The 13,410-nt window shown below is 60.4% G+C and carries 10 protein-coding genes and 1 tRNA gene; all 11 read left to right on the top strand.

Annotated features, from left to right (window positions below):
• Window positions 1-556: HAD family hydrolase (locus tag AC04P6_RS04700; protein WP_475565445.1), on the top strand; the 556-nt coding region annotated here is incomplete at its 5' end.
• 111 nt (window positions 557-667) lie between these two features.
• Complete coding sequence (locus AC04P6_RS04695; RefSeq protein WP_475565444.1) at window positions 668-1,927, top strand: isochorismate synthase; 1,260 nt, start codon at window positions 668-670, stop codon at window positions 1,925-1,927.
• Window positions 1,927-4,176 carry a 2-succinyl-5-enolpyruvyl-6-hydroxy-3-cyclohexene-1-carboxylic-acid synthase gene (menD, locus tag AC04P6_RS04690; RefSeq protein WP_475565443.1) on the top strand — a complete coding sequence of 750 codons (2,250 nt, stop codon included), beginning with the start codon at window positions 1,927-1,929 and terminating at the stop codon, window positions 4,174-4,176. The genes AC04P6_RS04695 and menD overlap by 1 nt, the downstream gene beginning before the upstream one ends.
• 12 nt (window positions 4,177-4,188) lie before the next feature.
• Window positions 4,189-4,938, top strand: a complete 750-nt coding sequence (locus AC04P6_RS04685) for an alpha/beta fold hydrolase (protein ID WP_475565442.1) — start codon at window positions 4,189-4,191, stop codon at window positions 4,936-4,938.
• 11 nt (window positions 4,939-4,949) lie between these two features.
• Window positions 4,950-5,789, top strand: a complete 840-nt coding sequence (gene menB, locus AC04P6_RS04680; RefSeq protein ID WP_475565441.1) for a 1,4-dihydroxy-2-naphthoyl-CoA synthase — start codon at window positions 4,950-4,952, stop codon at window positions 5,787-5,789.
• Between the two features lie 41 nt (window positions 5,790-5,830).
• Complete coding sequence (menC, locus tag AC04P6_RS04675) at window positions 5,831-8,488, top strand: o-succinylbenzoate synthase (protein ID WP_475565440.1); 2,658 nt, start codon at window positions 5,831-5,833, stop codon at window positions 8,486-8,488.
• A gap of 113 nt (window positions 8,489-8,601) precedes the next feature.
• On the top strand, window positions 8,602-10,092 hold the full coding sequence (locus AC04P6_RS04670) for a basic amino acid/polyamine antiporter (protein ID WP_475565439.1): 1,491 nt from the start codon (window positions 8,602-8,604) through the stop codon (window positions 10,090-10,092).
• 105 nt (window positions 10,093-10,197) lie between these two features.
• Complete coding sequence (locus AC04P6_RS04665) at window positions 10,198-10,983, top strand: dimethylarginine dimethylaminohydrolase family protein (RefSeq protein ID WP_475565438.1); 786 nt, start codon at window positions 10,198-10,200, stop codon at window positions 10,981-10,983.
• A 265-nt stretch (window positions 10,984-11,248) separates the two neighbouring features.
• The gene (yfcE, locus tag AC04P6_RS04660; protein ID WP_475565437.1) at window positions 11,249-11,830 is read left to right on the top strand and encodes a phosphodiesterase; all 582 of its coding nucleotides are present in this window, start codon (window positions 11,249-11,251) and stop codon (window positions 11,828-11,830) included.
• A gap of 186 nt (window positions 11,831-12,016) precedes the next feature.
• Window positions 12,017-12,093: transfer RNA gene (locus AC04P6_RS04655), tRNA-Met, on the top strand.
• 605 nt (window positions 12,094-12,698) lie between these two features.
• Window positions 12,699-13,211, top strand: a complete 513-nt coding sequence (locus AC04P6_RS04650; protein WP_475565436.1) for an LlaJI family restriction endonuclease — start codon at window positions 12,699-12,701, stop codon at window positions 13,209-13,211.
• Window positions 13,212-13,410: the final 199 nt, after the last annotated feature.

Raw genomic sequence — 13,410 nt, 5'->3', positions numbered from 1 at the left:
TGGGCTGCCTCAGCATACGACCAAGGACATCCTCAGCTACGTGGGCGCGGGCGCGCGTGCGCTCATCGACCAGGCGGTGCCCCATCAGTCTAGCGAGGAGCTTCGCGTGGCGGTGCTCAATCGCTGGCGCGAGTTGTATCCGCAATTTGGCTTTCAGAAGACGAAGCCCTATCAGGGCATGGCATCTACGCTCGACGCTCTGAAGCGCATGGGCGTGAAGGTCGCGGTGCTCAGCAACAAGTTCGATGCTGCCACGAAGGAAGTCACCGATAAGTACTTCCCGGGCGTCTTCGATGCCGTTCATGGCGAATGCGCCGACTTTCCGCGCAAGCCCGACCCGCAGGGCCTCCTGAAGACGCTCGAGGAATTGGGCGTCGCTCCTGAAGAGGCTGTGTACGTGGGCGATTCTCCTGTTGACGTTCAAGTGTCGAAGCGTGCGGGGGTACTTGCCGCCGCCGTTTCGTGGGGGTACAATCCCGAACCCGTTCTGCTTGCGGAAGGCGCCGATGTCATGCTGCATAGCCCGGAAAATCTGCTGGGTTTGCTGTCTCGCTAATGCCGTGGATGCGCTTGTTGTTTGCAGCTTGCGCGCCACCGACGCTGTGCCATCGGCCGTACCGTATCAATGTTAGAATGGGTAACGTGGTTCGAGCGATAGGGGCGGTTCATGGCAAAAATCTACACGTACGCATTGCCTTTGGGTGCGGACATCGTAGATGCATTCTGCCAGCTCCAAAAAGGGTTCACCGACCAGTTCGTTTACTACGATAAATCCGGCCCGTCGCGCCTGTTCGGCCTGGGCCGTTGCATCGCTCTCTGCTCCGCATCGGAAACGGAATACGTTTCCTGCGGCTCGCAGGCCATTCCTCCCGTGATGTTCACGTTCCAGCGTTTCGACGCGGAAAACCCTGCTCCTGCCGACGAGATGTTCTCGTCGTTTCCGCAGTTGCGTTTCATGGTTCCCGAAGTCGTCTTGCTGCGGAACGAAACGGGTACGTACTTGCAGGTGAACAGCCTCGGCCCCGTATACGAGGGTCGTGTGCAGCGTTTCGTGCGCCAGGCCAAGTCGGCTCCCGCACGCACGCGCCGCACCATCGAGTATCAGCTTGGCAGCGATTCGCGTGACGTATGGCATCGCGAGATGGAAGACACGCTTGCCGCCATCGAATCGGGTCGCGTGTCGAAGGCCGTGCTTTCGCGTCGCCTGCCCCTGCATGCCTCCACGCCCTTTTCCAGCAAAGACCTGCTGGTGAATCTCATCGACGGATCAGCGCGTGGCACCGTGTTCATGTATCGCTATGGCGACGTGTTCTTCTGCGGATGCACGCCCGAGCTGCTCGTGCGCAAGTGCGGCACGCACATCCAGAGCGAATGTCTCGCGGGCACCATTGGCGTGGGTTCTTCTGCGGAAGAACGCGAGGCCTTGGCGAACGAGCTGCTTTCCGACGACAAGAACCGACGCGAGCATGCGTTCGTGGTCGATTTCATTCGCTCGGTTGTCGAGCGCAATTGTCACGATGTCGATATTCCCGCTGCTCCCATCATCAAGCCTCTGCAGCATGTGCAGCACCTGCATACGCCCGTCGCGGCGAAGATGATGGAGGGTCGCAGCGTGCAGAACCTCGCCGGCCAGCTTTCGCCCACTCCCGCCTTGTCGGGAACGCCTGTGGGCGAGGCCATGATGCTCCTTCGTCGGGTGGAACCCTATAATCGCGGGTTCTTTGGCGGGTCGGTGGGCTACGTCGACGGCGACGGCAATGGGTCGTTTTCGGTGGCCATTCGCTGCGGCGTGTTCGACGGGGAAGACGGCTATGTGTATGCAGGTTGCGGAATCGTGGCCGGCAGCGATGCCGATTCGGAATACGATGAGATAAATTTGAAGCTTAAAACCATTCTTTCGGCGTTTGATGGGGAAGATAGGGACTAATGGAAGACGCAACGCAACCAATTCCAGCAAGGAAAATCTCGATCGATCAGGGAATCATCGAGGCTGCTGCCAAGGCTATCGCGCGCGAACGCGGCCGTAGCTACTCTCCGTCGGTATCCGATGGGGCTGGCTACACGATGCCTCCGTCCACCAAGTCTCAGCAGGTTCCCATGTCGCGTCGCGAACGTGAGGCCGACGAGGCCCGCCGCGCCGCCATGGCTGCCATGCGTCGCGCCGAAGCGACTGCCGCGGCCGTAACCGCCGCATCGGCCGTTGCCGCGCATGCGCAGTCGAAAGCTGCCGCTCGCGCCGCTGCTCCGCAGGCATCCGCCAGCGTGCAGGCCGCTCCCGCTGCGCAGCCTGTTGCGGCTCCCGCCGCGAAGCCCCAGCCTGTCGAGCCCGTTTCCGCGCCTGAACCGCAGCAGGAAGAGGAGCCCCAGGGCGCTCATACCGCTGCCCCCGTTGCGGCGGTGAAGGAAGAGCCCGAGCCTGCGCCTGTGCGCGAGCCGCGCGTCGTTCCCACCGAACCCGCGGAAATCACCTCTGAATACCTGGATGCGTTCTTCTCGGAGCTGGAGCGTTGCGGCATCACCGATTACGTCATCAGCCCCGGTTCCCGTTCCACGGGCCTCGCCATGAAGGCGTTCGAGCGCTTCAGCAGCGTGTACGTCGATGTCGACGAGCGCGGTGCCGCGTTCTTCGCGCTTGGACTGGCCAAGGCGAAGCGCCAGCCCGTTGCCGTTATCTGCACGAGCGGCACGGCCGTGGGCAACTGGATGCCCGCCGTGCTGGAAGCGGAGGCGAGCCGCGTGCCGCTGCTGCTTCTCTCGGGCGATCGCCCCTCGCGCCTGCAGGGCCTGGGAGCGCCCCAGACCTGCGATCAGCTGAAGATGTTCGGCGACCACGTGAAGAAGTTCGTCCAGATGCCGCAGCCTGCGGCCACCGACGAAGCACTTGCGTTCGCCCGTCAGACTGCCCTCGAGGCATGCGTTGCCGCCCATGGTTCCGTTCCCGGTGCGGCAAGCTGCGACGGCGGCCCCGTGCATATCAACTTCCCATTCGACGAGCCCCTGAAGCCTGCGCGCAGCAAGGGGGATGCGGTCGTGAATCCGCTTCCTCCCACGGTTGTGCCCGGTCAGGGCCTGCGCCCCGGCGATGCTCGCGGCATCTTCAAGGTGTTCCACGGCAAACGCACCATCGCCCTGTGCGGCGAGGGTACCTGCAATAACGACGAAGACGTGCAGGTATTGCTCGAGTTCGCCCATAAATGCCACATCCCGCTTCTGGCCGACCCGCTTTCCGGTCTGCGCAGCGTCGACGACCCGTATATTATCGACAACTACGACACGGTATTCGGTGGGGAAGCTCCTCGCGTGGATGTTGTCATTCGCTTCGGCCGCTGGCCCGTTTCCAAGCGCTGCTTCATGGCGCTGCAGGAAATGAATCCCACGCAGATTGCCGTCGACATGCGCGATACGCGCGATTACTCCGCCAGCACCTCGCTGTTCGTGCATGCGCTGCCCGTGGTGTTCGCCGCCGGCATGATTGGCGTGCGCGCCAAGAGCGCCGCAAGCGTGAAGGCAGTGGAAGAGTGGATGGCTGCCAACGACGAAGCGCGCGAGCGCATCACGTCGGTGCCCAGCCGCGTGGGAGCCGATGACTTCGAGGGAGCCTACGTCGCCAAGATGATGTCGCTCATCCCCGAGGATTCGCTGCTGTTCAGCGCGAACAGCATGAGCATCCGCGCGCTCGATACGTTCTACTGCAAGTCCGACAAGCGCATCCGCGTGCTCTGCAACCGTGGCCTGAACGGTATCGACGGCACGCTCTCCTCTGCCATCGGCGCGGCTCAGGCGTATAAGCAGACCACCGTCCTCACGGGTGACCTGGCGTTTCTGCATGACGCAAACGCGCTCTCGCTGCAGAACGAGATGCATATTCGCGAAATCCGCCACGATGGCCCCGTACCGTCCATCATCATCGTGCTTCTGAACAATAACGGTGGCGCGATCTTCGACATGCTTCCGCAGAAGTCCACCGAGGAGTACTTCGGGCGCTTGTTCCTTACGCCGCAGAACGTCGATTGCAAGCATCTTGCGCAGGCGTTTGGCGCTGGGTACCGCCGCGTGAGCAGCGTGCATGACTTCCGTCGCATCTACGAGAGCTTCCTGGGCGAGCCGGGCATCAACATCATCGATGTCTCGCTTCCCCTGGCGGGCGTGGAAAACCGTTACGCGCGTTACTGGTAGGCGAATCGCATCGTGTCTCTGCCAGTAGTTCTCCTGCATGGCTTCATGCAGGATTCGCGTACCTGGAACAGCGTGCTGGAGCGCATGCGTCCCGAAGGCGTGTACGCCCTCGATTACGTGCGCGATGCTTCTGGCTATTCGCTTCCCGAGCTTGCTCAATCGGTTCACCAGTCGGTCGAGCGCATACTCGACGAAACGGGTGCGCTGGGCGTGCTGCTCGTGGGCTATTCCATGGGTGGGCGCGTTGCGCTGGAATACGCGCGACTCTATCCCGAATCGCTTGCGGGCTTGGTGCTGGAAAGCGCTGGCCTGGGCTGCGTGAGCGAGGACGTGCGCGAGCGCTATGCTGCGCGTAACCTCGAATGGGCGCGCCAGATGGAAGCATCCGAATCCATCGAGGAAATCGTGGAATGGTGGGAGCGCCTGCCGCTCTTTTCCTCCCAGCTCAACCAGCCTGAAGAGGTGCAGCGTACGCAGCGTGCGATGCGCTTGGCCCAAGACCCGCACTCGCTTGCCGCGCAACTGCGCGATGGGGGCGTGCAGAACATGCCCCTTCAGGAACGCACTTTGGATATGATGGTGTCGCTGCCCATGCCCGTGCTGTATGTGGCTGGCTCGAAAGATGAAAAATACTCACGCAAGGCCCGCGCCGCGGAAGCGGCTGGCGTTGCCGTCGACTTCTTCGATTGCGGGCATAACGTGCATATGGAACAACCAGGTGAATTTGCCCAGCTGCTCAACCGAGCGCGGGGCGTGGAATAGGAAGGTAGGCTATGAGCGATTTCGAGTGGAAGCGCGGTAAGGAGTACCGCGAAATCGTCTACGAGACGTTCGATGGCATCGCGAAGATCACCATCAACCGACCCGAGCGCCGCAATGCGTTCACCCCTCTAACCGTCAACGAGATGTACGACGCGTTTTCCGTCGCGCGTGACGATGCCGAAATCGGCGTCATCATCCTCACGGGCGCCAACCATGGCGGCAGGCACGAGGATGAGGCGTTCTGCAGCGGCGGCGACCAGAAGATTCGCGGCAATGGCGGCTACGTGGGTGAGGACAACATCCCGCGCCTGAACGTACTCGACCTGCAGCGCCTCATGCGCATCGTGCCCAAGCCCATCATCGGCATGATCAACGGCTATGCCATCGGCGGCGGCCACATCCTGCACCTGCTGTGCGACCTGTCGCTTGCGGCCGATACGGCCAAGTTCGGCCAGACGGGCCCGAAGGTCGGCAGCTTCGATGCTGGTTATGGCGCTTCGTACCTGGCTGCCATCGTTGGCCAGAAGAAGGCTCGCGAAATCTGGTACCTCTGCCGCCAGTACACGGCCGCCGAGGCGCTCGAGATGGGCATGGTCAACAAGGTCGTTCCCTTCGACGAGCTGGAAGCGGAATGCGTTTCCTGGGCGCGCGAGATGATGCAGTGGAGCCCCACGGCCCTGCGTTTCATGAAGGCGAGCTTCAACGCCGCAACCGATGGCTATGCTGGTCTGGCCCAGCTGGCCGGCGATGCGACGCTGCTGTATTACACCACCGACGAAGCCAAGGAAGGCCGCGACGCGTTCAAGGAAAAGCGCAAGCCCGACTTCAAGCAGTTCCCCAAGTTTCCCTAGGATCTGCCGGTGTTTCACGTGAAAACGAGTGTGCATGAGCGATGACTGCAACGATTCTGCAGCATATCGAGGAGCGTATCGCCAAAGCGCCCCAGTCTCCGTGTTTTATCGACGCGTCGTCGGAGTATGCCCAGGTTAACTGCGCGCAGGTGCGAAAGAGCGCCGCGCGCTTGGGCATGGCTCTGGAAGCGGCCGATATTCACCGCGGAGGGGTGGTGGCTAGCGATATGGGCAACTCGCCCGCGTTCCTGTACTTGCTGCTGGCAGCTGCGTATGGCGGATTCGCCGTGGTCACGCTGAACGCGCGTCTCACTTCGCAAGAGAAGAAGGACCGCGTGCGCGCTGCCGAACATGCGCTGGGCGTATCGAATATGCGCGTGCTCGGCGAAAACGACGTCATGGGTCTCATCGCCTCATCGCATGTCGATCCCGCGCAGCTCGTCCATTGGGCGCAGCGGGGGAGCGGCGCGTTCGATGGCCATGCGCGTGCCGTGGTCATGTTCACTTCGGGCACATCGGGTCGCCCGAAGGCGGCCGAGCTCTCGTGGGCTAACTTGCAGGGCGCCGCGGCTGCGTCGAATCGCTGCCTGAATGCGCCCGGTGAGGGGTCTTGGCAGCTTACCCTGCCGATGTATCACGTAGGTGGCCTGCAGATATTCATTCGCTCGCTTCTGAATGACACGCCGTTCATTCTGTATCGTCATTTCGACGCCACGCAGACGCTGTGCGATGCGGCCGTGTACGGCTGCACCCACGTTTCGGTGGTCGACAAGATGCTGCAGGACATGCTCGCTTCTTCGTATGCGGCGGAAATCCTTCCCCGTTACGAGTGCATTCTGCTTGGGGGCGCAGCGCCCAATGGCGCAACGCTCGAGAAGGCGGCTTCGCTCGACGCGCATGTGTACACGAGCTATGGCATGACGGAAACGTGCAGCCATGTGGCTTCCCGCCTCTACGAACCGGGTGGGGCAACATCGTTGAATATCATGGCGCCTTACCAGGTTGTCATTTTGTCTGCCGACGAAAACGGCTTCGGTCAGCTGGGCGTACGCGGTCCTGGCGTGTTCAAGGGGTACCTGAATGCGCATGCCGCCTTCACGTCCGACGGTTTCTTCATCACGGGCGACCGCGCACGTTTGGTGGATGGCAGGGTTGAGGTTGCGGAACGCACGGGCGATATGTTCGTTTCGGGCGGCGAAAACGTCTATCCCGAAGAGATTCGCAAGAAGATTCTGCAGGTCCCGGGCATTACCGACGCGTTCGTCTTCGGCGTGGAGGACCCTGACTGGGGTCGTCGCCCCGTTGCGTTCGCCGAGGCGCGCGAGATGGCATACGAGCCTGGCTTCAACGCCCAGGACATGGCCGACTCCGTGCGCATCAGCCTGCAATCGCGCCTGGCGCGCATCTACATGCCCAAGCATATCGTGGTCCTGCCGGAGTTTCCGCGTACGGGAATCGGCAAGGTGAACCGCATGGCGTTGCGCATGCGCTATAACGAGCGCCTTGAGGCCGTGAAAATCGACGTTTGGCGCGTGAAGCAGCCCATGGTGGGCGGCGGCCAGCGAACGGCTCGCACGAAAGTGCGCGAGCGCGAATCGCTTATCGTGCGCATTACCGACTGGGCGGGCCGTTGCGGCCTGGGCGAAGACGTCGCCTTTTCCACCGATTGGTATCTTCCCGAAACCATCGACGACGATCTTCCCGTTCTGGAGAAGTCGATTATCCCGGTGGTTTTGAAGTATACGTTCCTGCATCCCATCGAGGTTAGCCGTGTGCTTGCGCGCGTTCCCGCCGCGCAGAAGCATCCGCTAGCGGCAGCCGCGGTGGAATCGGCGTTCTGGGATCTGTATGGCAAGGTCATGGGTCTATCCGTACGCCAGCTCATCGGCGCGCGCGATGCCGTGAGCGAAGAGGGTTCCATTGCGGGCGTGCCCGAGGGGTGCGCTCCCGGTGGCGCCGTGGTGGGCATCGCCAGCGAGCGCGAAACGGTAGACGCCGTGCGCGATGCGCTTGCGGCGGGCTATCGTCGCGTGAAGATCAAGGTCAAGCCGGGTCATGTGCGCGCCATTGCTGCGGTACGCGAGGAATTCCCCGACCTTACGCTGCTGGCCGATGCGAACCAGAGTTTCACCGAAGATGACATGGATGAGCTCAAGCGCCTGGATGCGCTGAATCTGGCCTGCATCGAAGAGCCGCTCGATCCGAAGCATATGCCGCAGGTGGGGCCCAAGGGCCTGTTCGAGCGCTTGGCGCGTTTGCAGCGAACCTTGCGCACGCCCATCGCGCTCGACGAGAGCTGGACGAACGCTTCCCAGCTCGACGATATTCTGAAGGAACACCGCGACCTACGTTGCGTGGTGATGAAGATAGGAAAGTTCGGCGGAGTGCAACCTGCGCTGGACTTCTACAAGCGCGCCCGTGGCATGGGCGTAACCGTATGGATGGGAGGGATGTACGACACGGGCATTAGCAAGCGCCTGCATGCGGCATTCGCCATGCTCCCTGGGGTGAACATTCCCGGCGACATTTCCGATACGTCGCGCTATTTCGAGCATGACATTACCGAGCCGCCCTTCGTATTGGAAAAGGGGTCGCTCGTCGTGAACCCCGTGGGCGGGGAAGCGGGCCTTGGATGCGGTCTGAACATGGAGGAATTGCACAGGGTTGAGCTGTGGAGACGCACCTATCCAAATGCTTAACCGCAGGCAAAATATACAAAACTGTAACGTAAGGTGTGGTAATCTATTCACCGTTGTGTATATCGCTGGGTAAGAGATGCGCGGCTTTTACTTAGCCCGATAAAGGAGTTTGCATGGCTGGTAAACCAGCTGTCGTCGACCAGACTGTCGACAATCCCCAGGGCATGGGGTTCTTCCATCTTATCACTTCAGTCATCACTCTCATCGTTGGTTCGGGCGTTTTTAGCCTGTGCAGCGATATGGCGGCGAACGGCGCCGACGGCCAGGCTATCGTACTTGCTTGGTGCATTTCCGGCGTAGGCGTGTTCTGCCTCGTGCTTACGTTCTTCTGCCTGTCCCGCGTGAAGCCCAAGCTGAAGGGCGGCATCTACAGCTATGCGAGCGAAGGCTTTGGTCACTTCATTGGCTTCTGCAGCGCCTGGGGCTACTGGATTTCCGCCATTCTGTGCATCGTGAGCTTCAGCGCCCTGCTGTTCAGCGCTCTCGCGTATTTCTTCCCCATCTTCGAGTCGGGCAATAACCTGCCCTCCATCATTGGCGCATCGTGCATCATCTGGTTCTATACCTGGCTGGTGTCTCGTGGCGTTACGGAAGCCGCGGCTATCAACGCCGTGGTTACCATTGCCAAGATGGTGCCCATTTTCACGGCTATCATCGCCATCGTGTTCCTGGGGCATTTCCACCCCGAAACGTTCATGGCGAACTTCAGCGTCATGACCACCGATGCCGAAACGGGGGCAATCCTCGGTAGCGGCGACAAGATTCTTTCTGCGCTTACCACCACGGTGTGGGTGTTCATTGGCATCGAATCCGCTGTTGCCATTTCGGGCCGTGCGCGCCGCGATTCCGACGTGGGCAAGGCAACCATCGTCGCCTTCATTTGCGTGCTGTGCATCTACCTCATGGTTTCGCTGCTCTCGCTGGGCGTTATGCCGCTCGACGAGCTGGCCGCCCTCGAGAATCCGCCGCTGGCGAACCTCATGGAATACGCTGTGGGCGAGTGGGGTGCCATCCTGATCAACTTCGGCGTGGCCCTGTCTCTCATCGGAGCCATGCTGGGCTATACCGTGCTCACTGCCGAAAGCCCCTTCGAGGCTGCTCAGCAGAAGGCTGGCTTCCCGGCATTCTTCGCGAAGACGAACGAGAAGGGCTCGCCGGTTGGCACGCTGGTGCTTAACGCCTGCATCATCGAGGCCTTCCTGCTCATCATGATGTTCTCCGACAATACGTATCAGTTCTTCTACGTGCTTTCCGCTGGCATGATTCTTCTGCCGTACCTGTTCAGCGCTGCCTACATGGTGAAGGTTGCCTTCAAGGAGCCCGAAGCCTTCCAGGGCAAGGTTGGCGGTTCGCCCGTGTTCTACGGCATCGTGGGCCTTCTGGGCGTTGCGTATGCGCTGTTGCTCTGCTGGGCGACGGGCGCCGTGGGCCTCACCATCATGAGCTTCCTGTTTGCACCCGGCATCGTGGTGTACGTTCTGTCGAAGAAGAGGCGCGGCGACGGCTACCTGCGCGGCACTGCCGACAAGATTGCCGTGGGCGTCATCCTGGTTGCTCTGGTCGTGAGCATCTACTTCCTGCTTACCGGTCAAATCGTCTGGTAGTTCAGTTCATTCAGGGCGGCTGGCTCCAAGGGGTTCGGCCGCTCCATTTCAGTCGGCTTAGGGCCGACGCAATTCGCATATCCGCGTTAGTGAAAGGAATTGGATATGGCATTCTCCAACATTATTGTGCGCCGCCCGTGCCCCGCAGTATGCGATGGCATCACGAGCGCTCCCGAGCTGGGCAAGCCCGATTACGAAAACGCGCTGCGCCAGCACGATGCGTACATTCAGGCCCTGGTGAGCCTGGGTCTGGAAGTGGACGTTCTGCCTGACGCCCCCGAATTCCCCGACAGCTGCTTCGTGGAAGACACGGCCGTTCTCACGCGCGAGTGCGCAATCATCGACAACCCCGGCGCCGGCACGCGTAATGCGGAAGCCGAGCTGATGGAGCCCATCATTCGTCGCTACTATCCCGAAGACCGCATCGAGCACATCGTTGCGCCCGGCACGCTGGAAGGCGGCGACGTGATGATGGTGGGCGACCATTTCTACGTGGGTCGTTCCGCTCGCACGAATGAAGAGGGCATCCGCCAGTTCATCGCCATCCTGGAAAAGTACGGCCTGTCCGGCAGCGAAGTGCCGCTGGAGGAAGTGTTGCACCTGAAGACGGGCGTGAACTACCTGGAAGACAACAACATGCTGGTGAGCGGCGAGTTCATCGACAAGCGCGAGTTCGCCAAGTACAACAAGATCGTTGTCCCCGAAGAAGAGGCCTACGGCGCAAACTGCATCTGGATCAACGGCACGGTTATCGTGCCCGAAGGCTATCCCACGGTGCTCAAGGCCGTTCAGGACCTGGGCTACGAAACCATCGTGCTCGACACGAGCGAGTTCCGCAAGATCGACGGCGGCCTGAGCTGCCTGAGCCTGCGCTTCACCGCTCTGAAGTAATTGCTGCGGGCGCGCCCGCAAACCAAAGCCAAACTCGGACGGCCTGTGGGGAAACCTGCAGGCCGTTGGCGTATGTTGGGTGGGTTCGCTCTTATGCGTGCGAGAGCTCGACGGGTCATTGCGGTTGGGTAATGCGAGGCGCGCTTGCTTGGATGCATTTCGCTTGTTGTGACATTCGCCGATGGGCCGCATGGCGTATGGGTGAACTGCGCGGGCGTGCAGCTGCGATTGCGGTATGCTCGAGCGAACGAGGGAAAGGAAGAACATGAAGCTGTTGATCGCTTCCGATATTCATGGTTCGGCAACGTGGTGCCGTAGGTTGATGGATGCTGTTTCCCGTGAAACACCCGACCGCATTGTGCTGCTGGGCGATGTTCTCTATCACGGCCCGCGCAACGACCTGCCCGAAGGGTATGCCCCCAAGGAGGTTGCTGCCATGCTGAATGGGGTGGCGGAATCCATCGTGGCCGTTCGGGGCAATTGCGATGCGGAAGTGGACCAGATGGTGCTCGACTTTCCCTGCATGGCCGACTACGCTACCCTGGTCGACGGCGATGCCACGCTGTTCTGCACGCATGGTCATGTGTGGTCGCCTGAGCGCATGCCATTGCTTCCCAGCGGTGCGGCGTTTCTTTCCGGGCATACGCATGTGAAGGTGAACGAGGATGTGCGCATGCGCGTGCGTGATGGCGTGTTGGTGCCTGCGAGCGGGGAAGACACTAATGCGGCAGGGGGCGATGTGCGTACCATTCGCCTGGTCAACCCTGGTAGCGTGAGCATTCCGAAGGATGGAAGTCACAGCTTTGCGTTGTACGAAAACGGAGAATTCGAACTGGTGCAGTGGTAGGCAGGTGAACGACCGTTGCGGTGTCGGGGCCTTTTGCGGGGTTATTTGCTGGGATGGCTGTTGGGGTACCAGCTGTCGGTTGACACTTCCGTTGAAGGTGTGCTTTGTGTGTGCGGCCGATTAAAAGTTGCAATGCGGCTGTGTTCGGCGTATTCTAATTGGGCTGCTTGAAGCAGCACCAGACATTGCGGGGTGGAGCAGTCTGGTAGCTCGCCGGGCTCATAACCCGGAGGTCGTTGGTTCAAATCCAGCCCCCGCGACCAAATTCACGAGGCGCCTTCGGGCGCCTTTTTCATTTTCGCGGGGGCTGCCCTTGCGGGCTGTTCCGGGGGTTCCCGCAAGCGTGAACCCATTCTCGCTAAAGACGAGCCACTGGCTCGTCTTTCGGGCGCTCGAATCCCCGCGACCAACATTGACGCAGGTTAGCTCGCCAATTGGATGAGCTGGCCTGTTTTCGTATGCCCCCTTCGAGCTTTCTGCCGTGACTTTGGGAAGGCTCTCGTGAGGGAACAACCGGAATGATTCTTCTTGGGTTTGAGCAGCGTTTTCCTGCGGGTCTTTCGGTTAGTCTTCCTTTTGCTTGACGCAGATCTTGGCGAGCTCTTTCGCCTGACGGTCCTTCCACATGCTGAGGCGTGAGCGAACTAATGTAAACGCAGCCGCGCAATAAAGCTTTCCATGCGCCTTTACATTAGTTTCCATCCATCATCTATCGACATGCGTAGGTCACGAGCTTGTTGGGTAATGTAAGCGCGGTTTCTTCTCCATTAATTTGCTCTGTGAGCCCTTGGCGAGAATTGGGTGGGGGACTGCACCAACTAATGTAATTACATTAGTTGGGAGCGCTACGATACGACAGCTGAGCGAGATGCCTTCTCTGGTCCTACGCCTTATAGGGGACGTTGAGACGGAGGTCGTCGAGTATAAGGCTGCGAAACAGAACTACGACTTCGAGGATATCGGGAAGTACTTCTCGGCGCTTAGCAACGAGGCGAACCTTCGTGGCGCGGAATGCGGGTGGCACCTTTTCTACATCTACGATGCAAAGTACTACTCACCGAACAGACAAGGTAAGATATGCGGCCAACCCGGCGTGGAATCGATAACCAAGCAGTTCCTGTACCAGTCGGCTTACCAGCGGCTCGTCGAGGACCATAGTTTTGATGGTGTTGTAAACACGTTCCTCGTGCCGACCGAGGACGATAAGCCAAGACTGCTGGCGAGCGTGTCGTTCCCAGGTGTGATGTCGGGAGCTACGGGAGCGAGCGAGAAGCTCTGTGATCACATCGACATGTGGGCGTTGCCGGCACACGAGGTTTTCGACTGCTACCTGCGCGGAAGAGAACTAGATTCAGCGGTTTACGAATCACTATTGGGGTAAATCCGGTGGGGGATCGGGTGTGGGTGAATCTACGATTGACCACGCCCATGAGTCGCTGCCGATGGGATACAGGTGCATGCCATCAATGTCGGTACCGGTGAAGGATTCTGGAGCATCGGAGTCGTAGGTGGTGGTGAATGTCGGCGGTCTCGTTGTAAACGAGGCCGCCATCGAACTTGGGAAGCCATTCAGCCATACG

This window comes from Denitrobacterium sp. (genome assembly GCF_056180635.1).
The sequence above is the reverse complement of the archived record's forward strand: the minus strand, read 5'-3'. Positions and strand labels throughout refer to the sequence as shown.